Origin of the sequence: Pseudoalteromonas sp. bablab_jr010 (assembly GCF_016464105.1) — a bacterium.
Taxonomy (GTDB): domain Bacteria; phylum Pseudomonadota; class Gammaproteobacteria; order Enterobacterales; family Alteromonadaceae; genus Pseudoalteromonas; species Pseudoalteromonas simplex.
The window spans coordinates 406,143-431,303 of record NZ_JACDWV010000148.1; the positions used below are offsets into that span (position 1 = coordinate 406,143).

The window sequence follows — 25,161 nt, forward strand, 5'->3', positions numbered from 1 at the left end:
CCCGTTTATAGCGATTGGAAACACGCATTTATGAATTTTTGGCAAATTGGCGCTATTCTACAGTAAATTAGCATTCAGATCTAATCTTAATTAATAAAATAGTAAAAATAAGCGTTATTAACTAAAAATTCACTGAAACTGCCAAAAAAGAAACTAAACTACTTCAAGTCAAGCACATCTTGCATGTCATAAAGTCCAGCTGGTTTATTTTTCAACCAGCCCGCAGCTCTTACAGCACCTAATGCGAAGGTCATTCTTGAACTTGCTTTATGAGTTAATTCTAGCCTTTCGCCAGAAGTTGCGAAATATGCGGTGTGTTCACCTACTATATCTCCGCCTCTCATGACTGAATAACCGATTTCATTTTGCGATTTTGCATGTTCGTCATTGCTTCTATCAAAACGCGCGACTTCATCATGCTGCCAGCCTTTTGCCTCGGCAATCGCTTCACCAATTGCCAATGCAGTTCCTGATGGCGCATCGATTTTGTGACGATGGTGGGCCTCAAATATTTCGATATCCATATCATCGCCAAACTTCACAGCCGCAGTCTGCACTAAGTTAAGCAGTAAATTCACGCCTACGCTATAGTTGCGGGCAAAAACAATCGGAATGTGTTTCGCGGCTTCATTAAGGGCATCAAGATCATCTTGGTTAAGGCCCGTAGTACCAATTACCATGGCGATATTTTTTTCGACCGCTGTTTTTAAGTGGTTGCGCATGCCTTGAGGTAAGGTGAAATCTATCAATACATCTGCATCTTTTACGTCTGTTTCTTTACTAAATGAAACATCTGCTGATGCAGCGCTGTTTAATTGATTAACCGCACTATCTAAAAGTGGTGAGTTTTCGCGTACGTACGCGCCCGTTAATGTTGCGTCATCTTTTTTTGAGACAGCTTCTAAAAGTGCAAGTCCCATGCGGCCGTTTGCGCCAAATACACCTATGCGGTTCATATAGTTACCTTATCTATTCTTCTTAGCTGGCTGGATTTTATCGAAAACTCATGTAATAGTCAGGTTAGCTTATAAAAAATACAGAGCTAATTTTAGATTTATTAATAGAACAACAATAATAACAGATAGTCTTTGCATTTAGCCATCTATACATTTAAACTTCTTCCTTTGCGCCGATTTGGTCTTTGGCTTGCGGGCGCTGTTGTTGTCTTTTAGACACAACTAAATACAGCTAAAAGAAGTGTTTGGCTGTGTTATTGGTTATCTAACGAGGAATATGATGCAGCCATCATTTAATAAAACAAAAGCAAAACTTTCTTTGCTGCCGCTTTTGGTGTTTGTCGGCTTATTTTTAGGCGCTGGCTTATACTTACAGTCTCAAGGTGTCGATTACGCCTTCTATCAATTACCAGCTCCTGTGGCAATTTTACCTGCCATCATGCTGGCGTTTATCTTAAATAAAAATACCATCAACCACAGTGTTGAAACCTTTATTAAAGGTGCTGGCCATAGCAACATCATCACTATGTGTTTGATTTATTTGCTTGCTGGTGCGTTTTCTGCGGTTGCTGGTGCAACCGGTGGTGTTGATGCCGTTGTTAATGCGGGCTTATCACTTATTCCACCGGCTCTGTTACTACCAGGATTATTTTTAATTGCTGCGGTTGTGTCGACTGCGATGGGCACTTCTATGGGTACTATCGGTGCGATTGGCCCGATTGCTTATGCCGTCGCCCAAAAAACAGGCATTGATCCATCTCTGATGGCAGGCACGATTGTATCGGGTGCCATGTTTGGTGATAACTTATCAATCATCTCGGACACAACTATTGCTGCAACCCGCACGCAAGGCTGTGAAATGAAAGATAAATTCCGTGAGAACTTAAAAATCGCCTTACCTGCTGCGGCATTAACTATCGGCTTATTATTCTTCTTAACCCCTGCAGCAGAAGCTGTAGAGACACAAGACTTCGATATTTTATTAGTGTTACCTTATGCCTTTATCTTAGTGCTCGCGGTAATGGGCTTTAACGTATTCGTGGTGCTGTTTAGTGGTATTATCTTTGCCGCACTCATGGGCTTTACTGGCAGCTATGAAGGTGCAAGCTTTGTTAAAGATATTTATAAAGGCTTTACTGATATGCAGGAAATCTTCTTGCTATCGATGTTTATTGGTGGCCTTTCAGAGTTTATCCGTATTAATGGTGGTCTTGATTATATTGCTAACAAAATTCAAGCAATTACAAAAATCGTTGCAAAATGGCACCGTAAAGTTGCAGATCAATTAGGGATTGCAGCACTGGTTATGACCAGTAACTTATGCATCGCTAATAATACCGTGTCTATTATAGTTGCAGGCCCGATTGCTAAAAAATTAGCGGATGATGGTGAAATTACAGGAAAGCGTTCAGCAAGCTTACTTGATATTTTTGCTTGTGTTACGCAAGGCTCATTGCCGTATGGCGCACAAGCACTTCTACTGGGCGCAACGTTCAAAATTAGCCCATGGGAAGTCTCTACCTCTTCTTATTACTGCTTTATTCTTGCCTTTACTGCCGTTGCAGTAATTTGCTTACGCCGAAATAAAGCATAAGTTAAATAATTTTTTCTCTCGATACGCCCAAATATGGGCGTATCTGCTATAATCCTCACTTTATATCCCCCATTACACCATCAATATTGAGATATGAACTTGAAAAAGATCCTTTCTGTTGCTGCGCTTTGTGCAGTAAGTACTTCGAGCTATGCCGCTAATTGGAGCTCTACGCAATTACACGTTAATAACGGTGAACACAAAAACCCGTTTTCATTGACTAAGTCAAACACCACGGTTGTATCACTACAGCATGCGTCTGGTTATGACTATGGCGACAACTTCTTTTTTATTGATTACAGCAATGACGACCGTCAAGATGGTTATCAAGATAAAGACTTTTACGGCGAATGGTATTCAACATTCAGCTTATCAAAAATCTCTGGCAGTGATTTCTCATACGGCGCAATTACTGATGTAGGTTTAACGGCAGGTTTTAATGCCGCAGGCGATTCGAAAGTTCTTAAGTATTTACCGGGTGTAAAACTAAGCTGGCAAGCACCGGGCTTTAGCTTTTTATCTACTTTATTTACCGCTTACATCGATGACAGTGAAGGCGTAGCACGCGGTGGCGCTCCAACTGAAACAAACAGCTGGATGATTGATGTTGCTTGGGGCTACCCATTCACTATTGGCTCACAAAAATTCAACGTAACAGGCCATGTAGAATATATTGCAGAGCGTGAAAATGAATTTGGCGAAGATGTTAAAGCGTGGATTTTAGCGCAGCCAATCATTACGTGGGATTTAGGTCACGCAATGAGCATGAAAGAAAACACCTTACTGCTAGGCCTTGAGTGGCAATACTGGCACAACAAGCTAGGTACAGACACAACTGAGTCAGTACCACAACTTCACGTTGAGTGGACGTTCTAATAAGCTGTAAGCTGAAAAAAATAAAAGCCTGTAGCCAGTTAAACTACAGGCTTTGTTATATCTAAATAACAAAATTTGACATACATTCGCTCATAGTTCTAAAGTTAGAATTTAGGGGAATGTCATGAATAAATCATTTATCATTAGTAGCTTATTAATTTTAACCACTTCTTTCTTAGCCAATACAGCTGAGCTTAAACCTGCGATAAAGTGCGGTTTGCCTAAACCATATACAATGCCAAAACTTAACCAAGCTACTTACGACGGAAAGGCTTGTTTTTGCCAAGCAAATAATTGTAATTGGAAAGATATAGATATCACTCCATTAGTTGAAAGTATATCTATGGTCAGTCTGGCGCAAAAATGTGGTATTCCTGAGCAGCTACCAGCTCCTACATTGGATCAGTTAACTTACCCAGGAAAGGTGTGTATTTTTGAAAATAATAGATATCATTGGCAGAATGTCGATTTTCAACCTTTGATCAATTGATCATAACTTACACTGCGGGGTTTTACCCTTTGCTCGCGCCGCTTGTTGGGCTTTTAATGCTTCCGACATATGCTTTTGAAGCTCTTTGATGCGGTTACCCGGTGCTGGGTGAGTCGACATAAACTCAGGTGTACCGCTACTGCCAGCTGCACTCATATTTTGCCAAAGCGACACTGATTGCTCTGGGTTAAACCCTGCTTTTGCCATTAAATCTAAGCCAACAATATCCGCTTCTGATTCATGTGAGCGGCTGAATGGTAAAACAACACCATACTGTGCGCCTAAGCCTAAGGCTTGCATAATTTCGCCACGATATTGAACATTACCCATATCAAGTGCTGCACCACCAACTTGTAGTCCTGTTTGTAACAGTGCGTTTTGTGATACACGCTCATTAGAATGCTCAGCAATAACATGTGCAACTTCGTGACCTAGTACTGTAGCCAATTGGTCTTGGTTTACAGCGACTTTTAATAAACCTGTATGAACACCAATATACCCCCCCGGTAATGCAAATGCATTTGCTGAATCTTCTTCAAATACAACAACTTCCCAAGACTGCTTGGCATACTCGTTAGGTAAAACCGCAATAACATCATCGGCAATACACTTTACATAAGCATTGACACCTGGATCAGTATTAACAGGTTGTGTTTTTTTCATTTCAGCAAAGCTTGCTTGACCCATTTGGCTCATTTGTTGATCTGAATAAAGTGCGATTTGGGTACGTCCCGTAGGAGAGGTTTTACAGCCAGCTAAAACAGCGGTGGCTAACACTGCCATGATTAACTTTTTCATACTAGTCCTTCAAATACTTTGTGTAATTGAGGCTAATATAGCAAAGCATTGCTTAATTTTATATGAAAATGAACAATCACCCACTCAGTTGTTACCATTTAGTTAATTCTTTTACTTAGCAGGCAAACTAAGTTCACCACAGTGACTCACACTGCTACAATAGTGACCTACTATTTGATTATTGAGTAAACAATGCCTTCCCCTGAGACTTTAAATAAACGCATTTTATTACCTTTACTGGCAAGTATTGTCGCAATTACGCCTTTGGCAATTGATCTATATTTACCAGCGATGTTGGTGATTGCCAACGACTTGCAAACAACCATGCCAAATGTGCAGATATCACTCAGCATTTATTTAGCAGGATATGCTCTTGGCATGCTTTTTTTTGGCCCGATTGCCGATGAGCTTGGTAGGCGATTACTCGCTAAGGTGGGTTTAGCGCTATTTGGTATCAGCTCATTAGCACTAGCATTTTGTACTAACATCGAATTATTTTGGTCTTTAAGAGCTGTACAAGCATTCACTGGCGCTGCTGCAACCGTTGTAGTGCCGGGTATTATTCGCCATATTTATCGAGAGAACACTGCTAAAGGCATGTCTTATGTATCTATGATTATGATGGTTGCCCCGTTAATTGCTCCTACTCTAGGCTCATTAATCATGGGAATTTCGACATGGCAGGTTATTTTTATTGCATTGGCGGCCTACAGTTTTGCTATTTTAGCCTTGGTGCAAATTCATTTAATCGATATTCCAATCTTTAAGAGTCAGCAACGTGGCTTGGCATTGTTCTTTAATAGCTATAAAACGGTATTTTCCCGTCGTAGTGCCCTTGCCGATATTGCCAGTTCCATGTTTGCCTCATTCGCATTCTTTTGCTTTTTAACATCGGTACCTTATGTATACCTCGATTTCTTCAAAGTAGATGAGCAATTGTTCGGTGTGTTATTCGCCTTTAACGTGTTGGCTTTAATGTTCGGTAACTTTATGAATACACGTTTAGTGCCGCGCTTGGGTTCTCGTAAACTGTTGTTTATTGGCCTTAGCATTGGCTTTGTGTCTGGTGGGGCATTGTTATTATTCAGTGTGCTGCATTTATCACTGTATTTTATCGTAGCAAGCATCGCACCACTGATGATGAGCTTAGGTATAATAGCGAGTAATGCGGACTCATTGATACTGATGCAATTTGAGGAAAAATCAGGCACTGCAACAGCTGTTATTGGTACCCTAAGATTCGGCAGTGGCGCTTTAGTTGGGCCTATCCTTGCTTTTGTTCACCCACAAAGTGCCATTCCATTTTCTGCTATGATGTTCAGCGCACTGATACTTATCTTACTCGTGCAGCTTTGGCATCGAAAATTGGACAAAAAAAATGCCTGTGATTAACAGGCATTATTTTATTTTTCTTTAAAGCTTATTCAGCTTCTTTTGATACCATAACCATTGCAGGGCGTAATAAACGGCCATTTAATGTATAACCTTTTTGCATTACTGCAAGAACAGTATTAGGTGCTACATCATTGCTTGGTTGAATTGACATTGCTTGATGGAATTCAGGGTTAAATTGCTCACCCTGTGGGTTAACAATTTCAACACCGAATTTAGATACCGCATCATTAAAGCTCTTAACAGTCATTTCGATACCTTCAAGCACAGGTTTAAGCTGCTCATTTTCTTTATCAGAAAACTCAATTGCGCGCTCTAGGTTATCGATAACTGGTAATAATTCGTTAGCAAACTTTTCAAGTGCAAACTTATGCGCTTTTTCTACATCTTGAGCGGCACGACGACGCATGTTCTCAACATCTGCAGCAGCACGAACAACACTGTCTTTTTGATCGTTAATAGTTTGTTTAGCCGCTTCTAATTCGCTGTGTAGTAAAGCGATTTCAGCTTCAGGGCTCATTTCTTCGCCGTCAACTTGTTCAGCTGCTTTTTCTGCAGCTTCTACTTCAGCTTGCATTTGTTCAAATTCTTCGTTTAGTTCAACTTCTTGCTCTGGTGATTTTGTCTGCTCAGACATAGCTTACATGCTCCAATTCTTTACAACTGCGGTAATTATGGGGATTGAATTAAAAGATTCAAGAGGCTGATGAGCCGATTAACTTAAATTCTTGGATGATTGCTTCTATTTGCGCTGATTTTGGACAAATTACGCAAAATCGGCTCTGGTATTCATGGTTATTAAAATAAGGAACGCTGATCACCATCAACTCATTACAATCTGTAAATGGCAATTGTTCTGTGTTTAATACCGATACACCATTTTTAAATGCAAGTTTATCTTCAACAAAATTTAAAAACGATACACCTATATTTAAACTGGTTTGACAATCAACTTGGCGGTAAAGGTAGTTTTCACCGACCACAATACTGTTGTCTGAACCAAGCTTTTGGCTTAATTGCCGAGTCCATTGTGTTAGTGAGTCATGGCAATTATTTGGTGCCGTGCCTGCCATTGCCTGCATACGATATAAGCCTTCCATTAAGGTTTGCTGACTAAACACGGTATTAAGCCAGGTAGCAAACTGGTAACGAACGGCATCAGATGAATCTTCAGGTTTGGTAATGCAAATGTTATGGCTTTGCCCAGCTCTATCTATTAGTAGAATTAGCCAATTGCTACCATCAAAATCAAGTACCTCTACTCGAAAGACCAACTGTGAGCTGACTTGAGGTAAGCCCACACAACAACACACTTTATAACGCTGACTCAAACCATGGGCAAGCTCGACTAATTGTGCTTGCTCAGGCTGCCAATATGGTGCGATTTCAGGTAGAGCAAAAAACTCATCAAGCCAATAATCAAAACCGGCATTGGTTGGTACGCGGCCAGCAGAAGTATGTGGCGAATAGAGCAAGCCCACTTTTTCTAGCCGTGCCATAGCATTACGCACTGTAGCTGAACATACCGCCATGCCTTTTTGTTTGGCAATACGAGTTGAGGCTACAGGCTGACCTTCCCCATTACAGTAAAGGCTCATCACAGCTGAAAAAATTTGTTGGTCGCGCGGATTTAATTTCATAATTCATACATCTTGCTTCTTGCCAGTGGATATTTGGGCGCAGCAAGTTTATTTCAAGTTATTTTCAAAGCATTAATTTTTAATGTAATCTATCGATATGAAAGTTTAAGTGCAAATAACATGGATTCACCGTTTAAAACCATAGGTTTAATTGGCAAACCTAATCACAGCGGGGCAGCTGCCACACTTGCTCGCCTGCACACATTTTTGCGAGCCTTGGGTTTCGAAGTGCTAGTAGAACAGCGCACTGGACGTCAACTTGAAGACCTTCCTCAAGAAAACCTAGTTAAATTGGTAGATTTAGGTGAACGAGCAGACTTAGCCATAGTCGTCGGTGGTGATGGCAATATGCTTGGCGCAGCTCGAGTATTAGCGCGTTTTGATGTCGCTGTGATTGGCGTAAACCGTGGCAACTTAGGCTTTTTAACTGACTTAAACCCAGAAGGTTTTGAAGCGAGCCTAGAACAAGTGTTAAGTGGCCAGTTCCTTGAGGAAAAACGCTTCTTGCTTGAAGTTGAAGTATATCGCCATGCCGAACTCAAAAGTGCAAACTTGGCAGTGAATGAAGCGGTACTTCATGCTGATAAAGTTGCGCATATGATCGAGTTTGAGGCCTTTATTAATAACGACTTTGTATTCTCTCAACGCTCTGATGGATTAATCGTTTCAACACCAACTGGCTCAACAGCCTATTCATTATCTGGCGGCGGGCCTATTTTAACCCCTGAGCTGAATGCGATTTCATTAGTTCCTATGTTCCCGCACACATTATCAAGCCGTCCTCTTGTGGTTGACGCTGACAATGAAGTACGTTTAAAGCTTAGCCTCGAAAATACCGACAGCCTACAAGTCAGCTGTGATAGTCACGTAGTTTTAGCTGTATTACCTGGTGACGAAGTAGTGATTAAAAAAGCAGACAAGCGTCTACGTTTGATTCATCCAAAGGAATACTCTTACTACAATGTATTAAGAAAAAAATTAAATTGGGGAAGCCGCTTATTTTAAGTGGCTTTTTTATCTCAAGCTAATTGCCAAGGCGTATTGATTAGCGCAAAATAATAAGACTAAAAGCTGTATTTTTTAAAGGATTCTAAGGCGAAATGAGTTATATCGTTTTTCTTGCTCTATTATTACTTATCACCTTACTAGGTTGTTACTGGGTGGTTGAGAGCAATCGTCGTAAAGCTATTGAAGCTGAAAAAAAACGTTTTAATCAACGAGTCAAAGAAATCAATAATGACTTTAAAAATAAATTAATTGATTTTAGCGAAGGCAAAATTATCCGCCCTAAGAATATTTCGCGCCTAAATATGATCACCAGCAATTACTTTGTAGTGCAAGCGCACAATGAAGAAAATCTCACTTACCTCGAATTCATTAGCGATTTGCTTATCAACACAATCATAATGGAAGCCAGTAAAGCGCAAAGCCCTGAGGAAATCGATCAGCTCGCTGACAGGTTACAGTATTTTATGGCTGAATTGCCTTACAACGGCATCGAGTACAATAAAGCGTTTTATCAAGAAGCCTTACCATCGCTGATTGAAGTAATTAAATATCAGCCCCCCACCGATTTACAAGACGATCAGCCGCTAGCCCAGAGTACGCAAGCTGCAAATGAATCAGTCCAAGAAAATCAACTGCCAGAATTAAGCAAAGCTTAAAAATTTAATTTGCAAAACCCGAAAACACTGTATAAATTAACAGTTAATTGACTGGATGGATAAACAGTATGTTAATCGGGTTAGAAATTAAAAACTTTGCCATTGTAAGTAATTTAAGTACTGAGTGGCACAATGGTATGACAGCTATTACAGGTGAAACGGGTGCGGGTAAATCAATTGCAATTGATGCCCTGTCATTATGTTTAGGCGAGCGTGCAGATGCAGGTGCTGTTCGCCCAGGTACGGATCGTGCAGAAATTTGTGCACAATTTGATATTAGCCAACTCCCTCTTGCCCAGCACTTTTTAGAGCAACATTTACTCTCAAACAGTGAAGGCGAATGTTTACTACGCCGTGTTATTTGCAAAAATGGCCGCAGCAAGAGCTACATTAATGGCAGCTCAGTTACCGCTGCACAATTAAAAGAGATAGGTCAGTACTTAATTTCTATTCACGGGCAACATGCCCATCAGCATTTATTAAAAGCTGAACATCAGTTGCACCTGCTTGATGCCTATGCCGGCCACAACCAGCTATTAGCTGATGTTAAAGAGCGCTTTAAAGCCTACCAAGCATTAATTAAAGAATTTAATCAACTTGAACAACAACAGCAGCAACAAGCAGCTCAAAAGCAATTACTAGAGTATCAAGTAGCTGAACTTGATGAATTTGCCCTGCAACCGGGTGAGTTCGAAGAGATTGAAGCTGAGCATCATAAACTAAGCCATAGCCAGACTATTTTAGAGTCATGCCAACGTGAGCTACAACACTTATACGAAAGTGATGAGCAAAGTGCGTGTTCATTACTGCAACATAGCGCCCAACAATTTACAGAGCTGGCAAGCTACGATGAAAGCTTATCTAGCATAGCATCATTACTGAGTGAAGCTGCCGTTCAAGTTGAAGAAGCTAGCCGCGAGATACGCAGCTATGTTGATGTAACTGATTTAGACCCTGCCCGGTTAGACGAAGTTGAAACGCGTTTAACAGGTGCTATGGACCTTGCCCGTAAACATCATATAAAACCAGAAGAGCTGGTAGAATTTCATCAGTCAATCGCAGAAGAGTTAGCATCAATTAGTTATAACAGCGACCGCCTTGTTGCACTCGAAAGCGAAATTAACAATGCCCTTGAGCAATATAAACAAGCAGCAAAACTGTTAAGTGAAAGCCGCCATAAATACGCAGATACGCTTAATCAATTAATTAGTGATAGCATGGCTAACTTATCAATGGAAAACGGCAGGTTTGCGATTGATATTCAACAAACTAGCGATAAAGCGCCAAGTGCAATGGGTTTTGATACTGTGTCGTTTTTAGTATCTACCAACCCAGGTCAACCGTTACAAGCACTGTCTAAAGTGGCTTCTGGTGGTGAGTTATCGCGAATTAGTTTAGCTATTCAGGTCATTATTGCTCAGCGTGTTACAACGCCGACTCTTATTTTCGATGAAGTAGATGTGGGTATTTCTGGACCAACCGCTTCTGCAGTTGGCAAGCTTTTACGCCAATTAGGTAAATCAACTCAAGTTATTTGTGTAACTCACTTGCCGCAGGTTGCAAGCTCTGGACATCAGCAATTTTTTGTAGCTAAAGAAATTGCAAACGGCGAAACCTACACTCAAATGAATAAGCTATCTAAAGAAGGCCGTATTGATGAAATTGCCCGACTACTTGCCGGTGACAATATCAGTAAAATGGCTAGAGCAAATGCCAAAGAGCTTATAAGCGCACACGCATAACCCATTTTTAGCTATGAAACTTAGATTGTTGATGAATTTGATGGTATAGAGTTTATAAATGAAAAATAAAAATATACTTACAGCTTTGGGTCTTGCCTTAATAACGCTTAACTCAGGGCATTCGTTTGGCGCAGTGGTTGAACCACCCTATAACGATACGCAGTTATTCGTTGCTTTATTTAAATGTATTTTGTTTGTCTTGCCCTCAACTACATTGTTGCTGGTTCTATGGAGTCGCTGGAAGCACTTAAGATTTAAGCAATTATTACAAACAGTATTAAATTATTCATTGGTCATCATGTTAGCTAGCCTGATAATGGTTAATCATCTAACAGCTGAGCTTTCATCATGGTTAGTTGTGTTTGCAGGTATTCATTCATTGCTTGTTGGCATTAATTATTTATTGGTTAAACAACACACTAACAGGATAAAAAATTCACTTACTAGTTGCTGGTAATGAAATTACTTTGGCTGCAAAAAAAATCGCGAAACAGCACGTTTCGCGATTTTAGTTCTTATTTGCTGATTAGCGTTATTCGATTTCGCTAGCTAAATATATCAAATTCATAAATAAACGGTCTGTCATACTACTAACTCCGGTACCATTGGTATAATTACCAACTTTATTTTGAGAGTTAATAATTGCATTATCTGCGAGTAATATATCACCCGATTTCAAGTCAAAAACCACTGTCGGTAAGCCATCTGGATTGACAGCTAACACTTGGCTTTCTTCTGACATTACTGAGAAGTACCCCTTTGAACCACCGGCCTGATAAAAGCGTGTAACCTCTCCAAAAGGACCTGCAAATATAGCTTGTTGTATTTGAGAGTTTAAACCTTCTGGGTTTTGGGTATTTGGTCCATCTATGTAGCCTTCTCTGGTTACTGTATAACCCCACTTTGAATACACCTTCTCGTCAGTCATATCGGAATCTGATGCTATGATGACAACATTTCCTTTCTTCTCTGACCAATTATATAGCTCTGCAATTTCTGTTTCAGTAAAATCACTGTTGTAAAAACTACCCATAAAGAAGATATCAGTGTTATAGCTTTCAATCGCTTCCTGAGTAATTGAGCCTGATGCCGCAAAATCATGATTAACCGATACTGATTTAGCTACAACCCCACTTTCACCAAAATTTTCTGGACTTGCAAGTTTAGCCATCGGTAAATCAAACAAGTAAGCGTTTAATGTGTAGTTTTGCCATCGTGCCTTTCTTTGCTTATCAATACTCGTAATTACAAGCGACTCTACTCCTGTACTACAAGTAGGCTGCGCATAACATGCAACAGGCTTTAGAGTATTTAGTGCTAAATCGTTTATTCGCACTGGGTATGTCCCCAATGTGCATGTTTTACCCGTTTCAATTGATGCTTTATATAATTTAGTAATATTAAAATTACCTTGATCATTAATGACTTCACGGGAAATTACCAATTCGTCATTTTGATTTAGAGCAGCACCTGTTACCGTCGTTAAACCATGTTCAGATTTTTTTGTTAACTCCAGTGTTTCCGGATCCAATAAAAAAATGCTTGTGGCAGAAATGAGGTAAACCTCACCATTTTTAACAACCATGTCGCCACGCAGAATATCTGAACTACTATCGTAGCCCTTCATATTGCCTAAGAACTGAGTTTCACCTGAATCAATAGCAACCTGGTAAAGCTTACTCCCTTTAGAGCCATAAATAACGTCTTTGTTAGGGTCATAAGCAAGACGGGTCATAGGGTTAGTACGTGCCACTACAGTGTGTTTGCCTGTAGACATATCAACATAGGCGAGTTGTGTAAATCGATACTTGTCGGCTTTTATAGGCAGATCATTTAACTCTTCATCTGATAAGTTGAGAACACTCGTATCCAGTTTATAAGTTAAAGGTCTTGGGGCTGAAACATAATAGAGTCTATTTCGATAGCTATCAAAAGCCATTGCTGCGGATGAGAACTTTGCAGCAGAATGAATGTTAGCCGTTTGCGCTTGCTCATCTAAAGAAAAAACGAAGCCCGAGCTCCCTCTCCCTGAGTTGATTCCATATAACTCACCCGTACATTCAGACGCACTAAGGCCAGCAGGTATTAAGCCTAAAAGGCTAACTGTAGATAATAAAAACTTTTTCATTTTAAATTCCTTTCAATGTAAAAATAACTCACTTCCTGTTCAACTTTATTACTATCCTCCTTAGAATTTTGAACGAAATTGGTATAAAACTCACAAACAAAATCGCGAGGCCATAAGCCTCGCGATTTCAATTAGCGTCTAAAATTACAATTAATCGATTTCACTCGCATAATTGATTAAGTTCATAAATAAACGGTCTGACATGCTCGATACCTCGGTACCATCAGTAAAGTTGTCTTCTTTATTTTGTGTTGTCAGCATACCGCTATCAGCAAGTATTATGTCGCCTGTTGCAGCATCTAAAACAATTGTAGGCAAGCCATCCTGATTTACAGCTAAGACTTGAGTCCCTGAAGGCATTTCAGAGAAGTAACCTTTTGCGCCACCAGCTTGGAAAAAGCGAGATACTTCACCAAATGGTCCTGCAAAGATTGCCTCTTGAGCTGCACTACCCACTCCTTCTGGGTTTTGTGTATTTGGACCATCAACATAACCATTGCGAGTTACTGTATAGCCCCATTTAGCATATACTTTTTCATCTGGCATATCAGAATCTGCTGCGATGATTACAACATTTCCCTGCTTTTTAGACCAGTTGTAAGCTTCATTTAATTCGCTGTCTGTGAAGTCGCTTTTGTGGAAACTACCAATAAAGAAAACATCGGTGCCATAAGCATCTATCGCAGCTTCAGTAATCGAATTTGCCGCTGCAAAATCATGATTTACAGATACTGTTTTATAAACAGTTCCCTGTTCACCAAAGTTTTCTGTACTTAAAAGCTTCGCAAGTGGTTTATCCATCAAGTGACCATTTAGTGTATAATTTTGCCACGTTGCTTTTCTTTGCATATCAATACTTGTAACAACAAAAGAGTCTGGCTCTACACTACATGTAGCTTGAGCATAGCAAGCAACTGGTTTTGCTGTATTTAGCGCCAAATCATTTATGCGCATCGGGTAGGTTCCCATTGCACACGTTTTGCCAGTCTCAATCGATGCTTTATATAACTTGGTAGTATTATAGTGACCTTGATCGTTTATAATTTCTCTAGAAATTAATAGCTCACCATTTTGATCAAGCGCAGCACCTGTAACAGCAATTAAGCCATGCTCTGATTTTTTCGTTAACTCCAATGTGTTCAAATTAACGGAAAAAATACTCGTAGCACTGATCAAAAATAGTTGGCCATCTTTAAAAACCATATCACCGCGTAAAATATCTGAGCTGTCGCCATAGCCAGTTAAGTTACCAAGTAATGTAGTTTTTCCTGATACAGGATCAACAGTATATAACTTGCTTCCTTTAGAGCCATACATCATGTCAGTATTAGCGTCATAAGCCAGTCGAGTCATTGGATTAGATCGAGAAACTACTGTGTGTTCACCAGTTGCCATATCAACATAAGCAAGCTGAGTATATTTGTATTTAGCCCCCTTAATTGGCAGATCTTTTAACTCATCTTCAGATAAGTTCAAATCACTAGGATCAAGTTTGTAAGTTAGCGGTCGAGGAGCTGAAACATAATATAAGCGATCCCTTTCACTATCATAGGCCATAGCAGCAGAAGAAAACTTTGCTTTTGAGTGAATAGCGGCTGTTTGCTCTTGCTCATTTAAAGAAAAAACAATGCCTAGATGGCCGCGACCAGAATTAATTCCATACAACTCACCCGTACATTCATTAGCGACTACATTTGTAGATAAAGCACTTGTGACTGCAAGAACTGAAAGTAGCGATTTTTTCATATTATTACACCTAAAAATTAGGCCGACTAACTAAAATAATTAATAAAAATAATTAAATTACTGCTTTAGCATCAGGCCATTACGTTTAAATTTTGTACGCAATAATTTTATTTCGCTACAGTTCAAACACAATCAGAAATTACTGATTTGTCTCGATTTATTATAAAAACAGACATAACAATTAGCACCAATTATGTAAAACACACTTTAGTATTGACAATGGCTAATAACTTCTGATTTTCTATATTCTCAATGTTTTAATATTCTTACTGCTCCATATTTTCCACACATTTTCTCAGTAGCATAACGGCAAACTTGGTCACCGAAATATTTAATGAAGCTAACTGTAACTTTAATTCTTGCTCTTCTTTCTCTTCCTTGTATGGCTAATACAGATCACATACCGCAGATAGAAGAAATATTTGCCTTAGAGCAGAAAGGAAACCTAAAAAAAGCACTATTGTTAATTGAACAACTACAAAGCAAGAACACGCCTGTCGCAAAATCAACGATTGATTTGATAAAAGCCCCCATATTAAGAAAACAAGGGCAATACGAGGCTGCAATAGAGTTACTTTTACCTTTACAGCATATTGCTGAGTTATCCAAAGAAGAGCATTATCAAATCCAAAAAGAGCTTGGTATCAATTACAGACGTCAAGTTAAAACGACCCAAGCTCAGCAGCATTATATGGCAGCACTCAAACTAGCTTACGAGTTAAAGGATAAAAACAAACAGGCACAAAGCCATAGTAATCTGGGTACCTTATATGACACGTTGAATGATCTAGACCAGTCTATGTTTCAGCAATTAAAAGCACAAAAGCTTTTAATTGGCAGTAAAGATAATGAGTTAATCGCCACCAATTTTTATAATTTAGCAAACCTTTCTCATCGCCTAGATGATCTTGCTCAGTCTGAATACTTCTACAAAAAAGCACTTGAGTTTGATATTAAAACAAAAAATCAAATAAACATTGCAGATACCAGCTTACAGTTGGCAAAGTTAGTTTATAAACGTGGTGACTATGAGCAAGCTTTGCCCTTATTAAAAAATGCCTACTCACGCTTAGCTGATTTAAATGCTTATGAAGGTATGGCAACAGCAAAGCATACGCTAATGCAACTATATTTAAAGCTCGAAAATAAACATATGGCTTTAAGTAGTGCAGATTCAGGCCTCAGAGCAGCACTTAAATCTGGCTCAGCATTGAGTCAAATATATTCATATTTCAATTTAATTGAACTCCACCTGCCACTTAAGAACTCGCAATTGATTGACCTCTATTTAAGTCGTTCAAAAGAACTTATCGAAGGAATTGATAATCGGTTACTAAATAAAAAGCTGCATGGCTACACCGCAGTTTATGCCGAACTTATCGGTGACTACAAACTCGCAACTGAGCAATTGAAGCTTGAAAATAAACTGGCCGAATCTTTGTTTGAAGAACATTTAAATCAAGCCGTTGAAAAAAACAAAAAGCAATTAACAGCAATCGAGCAACAGCAACGTATTGATGATGAAGTGCAAAAAAATAAGCTCACTACTGCACAAATGAATAACCAACGACTAGAAAAACAGATTTGGTTATTGTCTGCGGGTATTGTTTTGTTGTTCACGACTCTTGCGCTCGTGCTTTATTACTTCAAGCATCGAAAAGCGCTATTTAAAGCAAAACTTTATCAATATAACCTGCTTGAAAAAGACAAAATGCTTGCTGATATATCCCATGAATTACGCACCCCTTTAAGCGTATTAAAACTGCATATAGAAGCACTTGAGCTCGATATTCAAGAAAACCGCGATCTAGCCTATAGCAAGATTAATGGCAAAATAGCGCAACTTAACAACCTAATTTCAGATGTGTATCAGTTATCTCAAGCAGAAAACAAGACTCTCGCGCTAAATCTCCAACGCTTAAATGCTGCAAATATCTTTGCTGAGTACGAGCAAGACATGCGTCATTATGTTCGCAGCCACCACCTGACATTTTTTTCAGACATTATTATTGCTAATGATGTTGAGATCACGGTAGATAAACAAAAGCTCGATCAGATCCTTAATAATATTTTTACTAATGCCTGCCTATATACCGACAGCCCAGGTCATGTTCGGCTCAAAGTGAGAACTAACAAGCAAGAGCTGTTTATTCAAGTAGATGATACTTCTCCGGGTGTAGGTAAAGCCCATATAGGCAAACTCTTTGACAGTTTATATCGTGTTGAAGAATCTCGAAGCCGCGCATCAGGAGGCTCAGGTTTGGGGCTATCAATTTGCCAGAGTTTTGTCGAATTAATGTCTGGCAGTATCAGTGCATTACCGGGTAAGTCGGGTGGATTATGTATCCGAATTTTACTGCCTTTAAGCAATAAATAAGCTTCTCCATTTTTCCACCATATTTTATTGCTTAAATAGCATAATAAACTACTGTGGAATGGAACCATGTCAGAGTCATTAAAGCATGCTCAATGGGCAAAATCTGTTGAGCGTAAACACCGCCAAAGCAAAGTAAAAAAAACCAAAAAATCACCTCTTCCTATCTGCGCCGCGCTTGCTTGTGTGCTATTGAGTGCTGGGTTTTACTATGCGAGTTATGAAAAACCGAAAGAGTATCCACCGTTATCTGCAGCGGCGAAACAGCGTATCTCGCAATTTTTTGCCAAACAGTTTTTACTGGGGCAATGGCGCTTAAATAAAATTAACTACTCATCTGATGCAATTCAGGTGTATGTGCAAACGCCAAGCAAAATTGCTCTAGAAGGTGAAGCTTTGAGTCAATATTTACATTACGCTTTATGCCCTGTGGCTAGCAAACGCATTTGGCAAGATATCAAAACGAGGGAATTATCAGTGTATGTGTTTAGCCATTCGATTCGAAAAGGTGATCGAACAGTATGTAATTTAGAAAGCGATGAACGCCAAATCAATTGATTTGACGTTCATCATAGCGATAGCCAGCACCATAAACGGAAGCGACTATCTTAGGAGAGAAATCTAAACTCTTAAGCTTTTTGCGAATATTTTTAATATGGCTGTCGATTACCCGATCGGTAATATCAAAGTTGTTTGGTTGGATATGGTCAAGTATCTGCTGCCTAGAAAAAACACGCTTTGGGGCTTTGTACAAAAGTTTAAATACGTCAAATTCCACTTTTGTTAAACCTAAAGAGACACCTTTAATTTCAACTTCAAGCGCATCTTCTATTAAGCAAATTGCATCAGTCGCTTGCACTACTACATCGGTACTAGGTGCTGACGCACAACGCCTTAAAATAGCTTTAACACGCATCACCAGCTCTGCACCGCTAAAAGGTTTACAAACATAGTCATCGGCACCGTGTTCCAACCCTTTTAACCTGTCAGCCTCTTCGACTTTCGCGGTTACCATAATAATCGGCACCATAGAAAAAGCGCGGATCTGCTTCATGCACTCCACGCCATCTAAATTGGGTAACATTACATCTAAAATTATCGCATCCGGATTATTTTCTTTAACCCACGACATCACAGCACTGCCATCAGTGATGTGGTAAGTGGTAAAGCCAGATGCATTGAAGAACAACAGCACTTGTTCTGCAATATCTAAGTCGTCTTCAACGACTAATATCTGCGGCATTTCTATTTCCGTTTATATTTTTTTTATTGTTCTAAGTTGTTGCTTCACCATCGCTTTAAGCGTATCTGATAAGGTTTCATCTAATAAAACCATAGTCAGAATATCGTGCAGATCTTCACTATTCATAACCTCATTGAGTAAATCATTTTCAGATTTCGAATTTGGCTGAAAAAAGCTTAACTGCTCGTCATTTGTGTGTTCGCAAAACATTTTCTTTTTATCCATGTTGTTAGCATCAAATATTAAGATGGGCTTCTGCCTCTACTAAAGATTAAAACGCAACAATATGGAGTAAATATGGAGTTAGTACGAAATAATGAATTTTTTCTGTTCAACAGTTAGATTCATTCCTAGATTTTAGGTAATAAGCGCTATTTTTTCATTATTTTTCTAAAACTAGGTTAAATTTTCGTATCAATAAAATGATAGGCAATAAAAAAGCAAGCTCGGTAGCTTGCTTTTAAAAGTGTTGAATGGCGCCTTAGAATTAAACGCCTAAATAATCCATAATCCCTTCCGCGGCATTTCGGCCTTCGAAAATAGCCGTTACCACTAAATCTGAGCCGCGGACAATATCGCCACCGGCAAAAATCTTAGGGTTGGTTGTTTGGTGAGTAAATTCACCTTTTTCTGGTGCATTGATACCACCCCAATGATTGATTTCAACACCGTACGGTTCTAACCAATCCATTTTATGAGGTTTAAAACCAAACGCCATGAGCACTTTAGTTGCTTCAATAACATGCTCAGAACCCGCAACTTCTTCAGCACGACGACGACCATTTTCGTCCGGTTCACCAAGTTGGGTTTTCACCATCTTAACACCAGCAACTTTACCATGCTCGTCAACCACAATGCCTTTTGGCTGAACGTTAAAGGTAAACTCAACGCCCTCTTCACGAGCATTTTTAACTTCGCGCTTTGAGCCTGGCATGTTTTCTTCGTCACGACGATACGCACAAGTAACCTGTGTAGCGCCTTGTCGGATAGAGGTTCTCACACAGTCCATTGCTGTATCACCACCGCCTAACACGACAACTTTTTCGTTCGCCATATCGATATAAGCTTGCTTGTCTTCTGCATAGCCCATAACACGGTTTGTGTTACCAATTAAGAACGGCAGTGCATCAAACACACCATCAGCATCTTCGTTTTCAAGGCCTGCACGCATACTTTGATAGGTACCAACACCTAAGAACACGGCATCATATTCTGCCAATATTTCATCAAGAGTAATATCAACGCCAACTTCAGTGTTTAGCTGAAACTCGACACCCATTTCAGTGAAAATTTCACGACGCTTTTGCATTACTTCTTTTTCAAGTTTGAATGAAGGAATACCAAACGTAAGAAGACCACCGATTTCTGGGTGACGGTCAAACACCACAGGCTTAACACCGTTACGCACTAAAATATCCGCACAACCTAAGCCAGCTGGGCCAGCACCTATGATAGCCACTTTTTTGTCAGACCATACCACATACGACATATCTGGTTTCCAGCCCATTTTAAAGGCCGTATCAGTGATGTACTTTTCGATATTACCGATAGTGACAGCACCAAACTCTTCTTCAAGTGTGCAAGAGCCTTCACACAAGCGGTCTTGTGGACAAACTCGTCCACACACCTCTGGTAAGCTGTTTGTACGGTGAGACAGCTCTGCCGCTTCTAAAATACGGCCAGTACGAATGAGTTTTAACCATTGTGGAATATAGTTATGCACTGGGCATTTCCATTCACAGTATGGATTACCACAATCTAAACAGCGATCCGCCTGTGAGTTAACTTGTGTCTCAGAAAACGGCTCGTAGATTTCTACGAAAGATTGTTTACGTGCTGAAATTGGCTTTTTACGCGGATCAACACGTTGTACATCGATAAACTGGTATACATTTTCGCTCATACTACCCCCTTACTGAGCCTGAACACGAAGCTCTGCGCTGCTGCGCGCTCGGTGTCCGAGTAAACTTTTTACATCACTAGATTTTGGCTTAACTAATTTAAACATTGGCATGTATAAATCGAAGTTAGCTAAAATCTGCTCAGCACGGTTTGAGCCGGTAAGCTCTAAATGCTCAGCAATGAGGCCGCGTAAATGTTCTTGGTGTGACGCCAACCCTTCAAGGGTAACAATTTCAACAAGCTCAGGGTTAATGCGTTTTTCAAAGTCATTGCCTTCATCAAGAATATACGCAAATCCTCCTGTCATACCTGCACCAAAGTTAATACCTACTTTGCCAAGTACGCAAACCACACCACCTGTCATGTATTCACAGCCATTGTCACCAACACCTTCTACAACCGCTTGAACGCCTGAGTTACGCACTGCAAAACGCTCACCGGCACAGCCTGCAGCAAATAACTTACCGCCTGTTGCACCATATAAACAGGTATTACCGGCAATGGTCGCTTTGTGGCTTTCAAAAGATGAACCCAGCGGCGGGCGAATTACTAGCTTACCGCCAGCCATGCCTTTACCAACATAGTCATTGGCATCACCAACCAGTGTCATTTCAAGGCCACCTGCATTCCATACACCAAATGATTGACCCGCTGTACCATGAAGCTCAACAGAGACAGGATCAGCAGCCATACCTTGGTTACCGTGTTTAGAAGCGATATAGCCAGACAACATAGCGCCCACTGAACGGTCTGTGTTGCAAATACGGTTAACCAGTGAGATACCCGATTTTTCGTCAATTGCTTGCTTGGCTTTTTCAAGCAAGGTTTCATTTAGCTGACCTAAGTAGTGTGAGCTATTTGGCGCACTACAATACAGTGTTTCACCCGTTGGGTTGTTAGGCACAGCAATCACAGACGACAAATCGACTTTCTTTTGTTTCTCTGTGTTGCCTTCGATTGCTTCAAGTAAGTCCAAACGACCAATTAAATCTGTTAAACGAGTTACACCTAGGCTTGCCATAATTTGGCGAGCTTCTTCGGCTATAAACTTAAAATAGTTCATCGCCATCTCTGGTAGGCCATGATAATGCTTTTGGCGCAGCGTATCGTCTTGCGTTGCAACACCAGTCGCACAGTTGTTTAAGTGACAAATGCGTAAATATTTACAACCAAGTGCCACCATAGGGCCAGTACCAAAGCCAAAGCTTTCAGCACCTAAAATAGCCGCCTTAATGATATCTAGACCCGTTTTAAGACCACCATCTGTTTGCAAACGAATACGGTGACGTAAACCATTTTCTACCAGCGCTTGCTGGGTTTCAGCAAGACCAAGCTCCCAAGGGCTACCTGCATACTTAACAGAGGTAAGCGGGCTTGCACCTGTGCCACCGTCATAACCAGCAATGGTAATTAAATCTGCATAGGCTTTAGCTACGCCAGTTGCGATAGTACCTACACCCGGCTCAGAAACGAGTTTCACCGAGATCAGTGCATCTGGGTTTACTTGTTTTAAATCGAAAATAAGCTGGGCTAAATCTTCAATCGAGTAAATATCGTGATGCGGCGGAGGCGAAATCAAGGTCACACCTGGCACTGAGTAACGTAATTTTGCAATATACGGCGTTACTTTTTCACCCGGTAATTGACCACCCTCACCTGGTTTTGCACCTTGCGCCACTTTAATCTGAATGACATCAGCGCTACGTAAGTAATGTGGTGTAACACCAAAACGGCCCGAAGCAACTTGCTTAATACGTGAGTTTTTCTCTGTACCGTAGCGAAGCTTGTCTTCACCACCTTCACCAGAGTTTGAACAACCCCCTAAGCGGTTCATTGCAATCGCGAGTGCTTCATGTGCTTCTGGCGATAATGCACCAATACTCATTGCAGCAGAGTCAAAACGTTTGTAAAGCTCAGTTGCTGGCTCTACGTCATCAACACTCACACCGCTATCAGGAATTTTCACCGCCAACATGTCACGTAAATTGGTGATCGGGCGGTTATTTACTAAATCAGCATAAGCCAAGTAGTCTTTATAATCCCCAGAGCGCACTGCCTTTTGCAGTGTTTGAATAACATCTGGGTTATAAGCATGGTACTCACCACCGTGAACATATTTTAGTAAGCCACCATGACTTAATAACTTACGTTTACTAAATGCCAGCTTATGAAGTTTACGTTGGTCATCATCAAAATCAGTAAAACACGCCCCTTTGATACGACTAGCTACACCGTTAAAACAGGTTTCTACAACCGCATCTGATAAACCAACTGCCTCAAATAACATCGAGCAGCGGTACGAAGCGACAGTACTAATCCCCATTTTCGACATGATTTTATACAGACCCTTGTTGATCGCATTACGATAAGCAAGCGTTACTTCGCAATAGCTCTTGTTTAAAATCTTTTTGTCACTCATTGCAACTAATGATTCATATGCAAGGTACGGATAAATTGCCGTTGCACCAAAACCAAGTAATACCGCAAACTGATGCGCATCACGGACACTACCCGATTCGATGATGATATTAGATTCACAACGTAAGTTATTATCGACTAAACGCCTTTGAATTGAACCAACCGCCATCGCAGCCGGGATCGGCAAATGCGTTTCGCTAAAGTTACGATCACTTAAAATAAGCATGACACAGCCTGACGCTGCTTTTTCTTGTGCTTCATCACAAATACGTGTGATTGCTTTTTCTAAGCCTTCTTCTTGTGTGTAAGTGATATCAATTTTACAGTAGCTGTAATGCTCATCGTCAGCATTGATCAGCTGTTGCATATCAGCGTACATCAAAATCGGCGTATCAAACTGTAAACGCTTAGCGTGGCCGGTTGTTTCGTTAAATACGTTTTGCTCACTACCAATACAGGTTGCCAGTGACATAACGTGATTTTCACGAAGTGGGTCAATTGGTGGATTGGTTACTTGCGCAAATTTTTGTCGGAAATAATCAAACAGTGAGCGATGGCCTTCTGACAGTACCGCAAATGGCGTGTCATCACCCATTGAACCTGTTGCTTCTTGACCATTTTCACCCATTACACGAATTACACTATCAAGCTCTTCGTTGGTGTAGCCAAACATTTTTTGATACTTAAGCAGTGTTTCGTCATCAAAAGAACGGTTACCCGCATCTTTTTCAGATAACTGTTCAAATGGCGTTAAACGCTTAACGTTTGCTTCAAGCCATGCTTTATATGGATGGCGTGACTTAAGATCTTGGTCAATCTCATCTGAATGCCAAATTTTACCTTGATGAGTATCAATAACTAATAACTCACCTGGGCCAACACGGCCTTTTTCAACCACTTCGTCTGGCGCGTAGTCCCAAATACCGACTTCTGATGCAAGGGTAATAAAACCATCTTGGGTAATTACATAACGCGCTGGGCGTAAACCGTTACGGTCAAGGTTACAAGCAGCAAAACGACCGTCAGACATGACAATACCAGCTGGGCCATCCCATGGTTCCATATGCATTGAGTTAAAGTCGTAGAATGCACGTAGATCATCATCCATAGCGCGGTTTTTTTGCCATGCTGGCGGCACAAGCATACGCATTGCACGGAATAAATCCATGCCACCGGCTAAGAACAACTCAAGCATATTATCTAAGCTAGAAGAGTCTGAGCCGCTTTCGTTCACGAAAGGCGCTGCTGATTGCAAATCAGGAATAAGTGGTGAGGCAAACTTATACGCACGGGCACGAGCCCATTGGCGGTTACCTTGAATCGTATTAATTTCACCATTATGTGCTAGATAGCGGAATGGTTGAGCCAGTGGCCAACGAGGTTGTGTATTAGTAGAGAAACGTTGGTGGAATACACAAATCGCACTGGTCATGCGGATGTCAGCTAGGTCTAAATAAAAGTTAGGTAAGTCTACAGGCATCATTAAGCCTTTATAAACAGTAACTAAACCAGATAAGCTGGCAATATAAAAATGTTCATCGTTTTCGAGGCGTTTTTCAGCACGACGACGCGCTACATATAAGCGACGCTCTAAATCTTTTGGACGCCAGCCTTCTGGTGCGCTTACAAAAATTTGTTCAAAGCCTGGTAGTTGTTTTTTTGCAATTGGCCCTAAACATGACGCATCGGTAGGTACTACGCGCCAGCCTTGAATGCTCAAGGTTTCTTTTTCGAGTTCTTCACTCAACACATCTTTAGCTGTTTGCGCAAGTACAGGATCGGCATTTAAAAATACCATGCCAACGGCGTAGTTCTTTCCTAAATGCCAATCATGTTCGCTGGCAATAGCACGAAAGAAGCTATCAGGTTTTTGCATTAATAAACCACAGCCATCACCTGTTTTACCATCTGCAGAAATACCCCCACGGTGCTCCATGCGATCTAAGCCAGTGATTGCTGTTCGAATCAAGCGGTGACTCGCCTGACCATTGACCTGGGCTATTAAGCCAAAGCCACAATTATCTTTTTCTAATTTTGAGTCGTATAACATAGACCCCTCCCCTTGCTACAACGACTAGCGGTTCAGTCTTTTGTGACAGTGCTAGCAGACGAACAAAACTATCGCCAAATACCTCATGAGTCAATAGAGTTTTGAATACATATTCATATTCATGAATATTTCTCACTTAAGGTACTTT

Annotated in this window: 20 protein-coding genes; 10 read left to right on the top strand and 10 right to left on the bottom strand. The window is 40.4% G+C overall.

Features of this window, described 5'->3' with window-relative positions; translation table 11 throughout:
* Positions 1-158 precede the first annotated feature (158 nt).
* Positions 159-956 carry a 4-hydroxy-tetrahydrodipicolinate reductase gene (gene dapB, locus JIG37_RS15205; RefSeq protein ID WP_138615973.1) on the bottom strand — a complete coding sequence of 266 codons (798 nt, stop codon included), beginning with the start codon at positions 954-956 and terminating at the stop codon, positions 159-161.
* Between the two features lie 280 nt (positions 957-1,236).
* On the opposite strand from dapB, the gene JIG37_RS15210 reads away from it, so the two are divergent.
* The 3 genes from JIG37_RS15210 to JIG37_RS15220 all read left to right on the top strand — a co-directional run bounded on the left by JIG37_RS15210 (position 1,237) and on the right by JIG37_RS15220 (position 3,916).
* Positions 1,237-2,550: a Na+/H+ antiporter NhaC family protein gene (locus JIG37_RS15210; protein ID WP_054551511.1), complete on the top strand. Its 1,314-nt coding sequence runs from the start codon at positions 1,237-1,239 to the stop codon at positions 2,548-2,550.
* A 93-nt stretch (positions 2,551-2,643) separates the two neighbouring features.
* A complete protein-coding gene (locus tag JIG37_RS15215) occupies positions 2,644-3,426 on the top strand; it encodes an outer membrane protein OmpK (RefSeq protein ID WP_054551512.1) in 783 nt (260 codons plus the stop codon).
* Positions 3,427-3,550: 124 nt separating this feature from the next.
* On the top strand, positions 3,551-3,916 hold the full coding sequence (locus JIG37_RS15220) for a hypothetical protein (RefSeq protein WP_199529750.1): 366 nt from the start codon (positions 3,551-3,553) through the stop codon (positions 3,914-3,916).
* Here JIG37_RS15220 and JIG37_RS15225 read toward each other — a convergent pair whose 3' ends face one another.
* Positions 3,917-4,714: a M48 family metallopeptidase gene (locus JIG37_RS15225; protein ID WP_054551513.1), complete on the bottom strand. Its 798-nt coding sequence runs from the start codon at positions 4,712-4,714 to the stop codon at positions 3,917-3,919.
* A 192-nt stretch (positions 4,715-4,906) separates the two neighbouring features.
* On the opposite strand from JIG37_RS15225, the gene JIG37_RS15230 reads away from it, so the two are divergent.
* Positions 4,907-6,106 (top strand): Bcr/CflA family efflux MFS transporter, encoded by a 1,200-nt coding sequence (locus tag JIG37_RS15230; protein WP_199529751.1) that lies wholly within the window; start codon positions 4,907-4,909, stop codon positions 6,104-6,106.
* A 28-nt stretch (positions 6,107-6,134) separates the two neighbouring features.
* On the opposite strand, the gene grpE is transcribed toward JIG37_RS15230, so the two are convergent.
* Positions 6,135-6,743 carry a nucleotide exchange factor GrpE gene (grpE, locus tag JIG37_RS15235; RefSeq protein WP_054551515.1) on the bottom strand — a complete coding sequence of 203 codons (609 nt, stop codon included), beginning with the start codon at positions 6,741-6,743 and terminating at the stop codon, positions 6,135-6,137.
* 58 nt (positions 6,744-6,801) lie between these two features.
* Entirely contained in the window at positions 6,802-7,746 is a 945-nt protein-coding gene (locus JIG37_RS15240; protein ID WP_054551516.1) for an HrcA family transcriptional regulator, read from the bottom strand.
* Positions 7,747-7,866: 120 nt separating this feature from the next.
* Between JIG37_RS15240 and nadK the strand changes: the two genes are divergently transcribed.
* The 4 genes from nadK (at position 7,867) to JIG37_RS15260 (ending at position 11,609) form a co-directional block, all read left to right on the top strand.
* Positions 7,867-8,751 carry an NAD(+) kinase gene (nadK, locus tag JIG37_RS15245; RefSeq protein ID WP_166340406.1) on the top strand — a complete coding sequence of 295 codons (885 nt, stop codon included), beginning with the start codon at positions 7,867-7,869 and terminating at the stop codon, positions 8,749-8,751.
* Positions 8,752-8,846: 95 nt separating this feature from the next.
* Positions 8,847-9,410: a hypothetical protein gene (locus tag JIG37_RS15250; RefSeq protein ID WP_054551517.1), complete on the top strand. Its 564-nt coding sequence runs from the start codon at positions 8,847-8,849 to the stop codon at positions 9,408-9,410.
* A gap of 68 nt (positions 9,411-9,478) precedes the next feature.
* On the top strand, positions 9,479-11,152 hold the full coding sequence (gene recN, locus JIG37_RS15255; RefSeq protein ID WP_054551518.1) for a DNA repair protein RecN: 1,674 nt from the start codon (positions 9,479-9,481) through the stop codon (positions 11,150-11,152).
* Between the two features lie 58 nt (positions 11,153-11,210).
* The gene (locus JIG37_RS15260; RefSeq protein ID WP_187489311.1) at positions 11,211-11,609 is read left to right on the top strand and encodes a hypothetical protein; all 399 of its coding nucleotides are present in this window, start codon (positions 11,211-11,213) and stop codon (positions 11,607-11,609) included.
* 75 nt (positions 11,610-11,684) lie between these two features.
* On the opposite strand, the gene JIG37_RS15265 is transcribed toward JIG37_RS15260, so the two are convergent.
* Both JIG37_RS15265 and JIG37_RS15270 read right to left on the bottom strand, forming a co-directional pair.
* Entirely contained in the window at positions 11,685-13,280 is a 1,596-nt protein-coding gene (locus JIG37_RS15265) for a hypothetical protein (RefSeq protein ID WP_199529752.1), read from the bottom strand.
* A 150-nt stretch (positions 13,281-13,430) separates the two neighbouring features.
* On the bottom strand, positions 13,431-15,026 hold the full coding sequence (locus JIG37_RS15270) for a hypothetical protein (protein WP_199529753.1): 1,596 nt from the start codon (positions 15,024-15,026) through the stop codon (positions 13,431-13,433).
* 334 nt (positions 15,027-15,360) lie between these two features.
* Here JIG37_RS15270 and JIG37_RS15275 point away from each other — a divergent pair, with 334 nt between their 5' ends.
* A complete protein-coding gene (locus tag JIG37_RS15275; RefSeq protein ID WP_199529754.1) occupies positions 15,361-17,403 on the top strand; it encodes an ATP-binding protein in 2,043 nt (680 codons plus the stop codon).
* Positions 17,404-17,469: 66 nt separating this feature from the next.
* Positions 17,470-17,958 (top strand): hypothetical protein, encoded by a 489-nt coding sequence (locus JIG37_RS15280; RefSeq protein ID WP_138600461.1) that lies wholly within the window; start codon positions 17,470-17,472, stop codon positions 17,956-17,958.
* Here the strand turns inward: JIG37_RS15280 and JIG37_RS15285 are convergent.
* The 4 genes from JIG37_RS15285 to gltB form a co-directional block, all read right to left on the bottom strand.
* Positions 17,951-18,643: a response regulator gene (locus JIG37_RS15285; RefSeq protein ID WP_199529755.1), complete on the bottom strand. Its 693-nt coding sequence runs from the start codon at positions 18,641-18,643 to the stop codon at positions 17,951-17,953. The two genes, JIG37_RS15280 and JIG37_RS15285, sit on opposite strands and share 8 nt — an antisense overlap.
* Before the next feature lie 12 nt (positions 18,644-18,655).
* Positions 18,656-18,868: a hypothetical protein gene (locus JIG37_RS15290; RefSeq protein WP_228290467.1), complete on the bottom strand. Its 213-nt coding sequence runs from the start codon at positions 18,866-18,868 to the stop codon at positions 18,656-18,658.
* 262 nt (positions 18,869-19,130) lie between these two features.
* Complete coding sequence (locus JIG37_RS15295) at positions 19,131-20,546, bottom strand: FAD-dependent oxidoreductase (RefSeq protein WP_187489314.1); 1,416 nt, start codon at positions 20,544-20,546, stop codon at positions 19,131-19,133.
* A gap of 9 nt (positions 20,547-20,555) precedes the next feature.
* Positions 20,556-25,013 carry a glutamate synthase large subunit gene (gltB, locus tag JIG37_RS15300; RefSeq protein ID WP_138600455.1) on the bottom strand — a complete coding sequence of 1,486 codons (4,458 nt, stop codon included), beginning with the start codon at positions 25,011-25,013 and terminating at the stop codon, positions 20,556-20,558.
* Between the last annotated feature and the right edge of the window lie 148 nt (positions 25,014-25,161).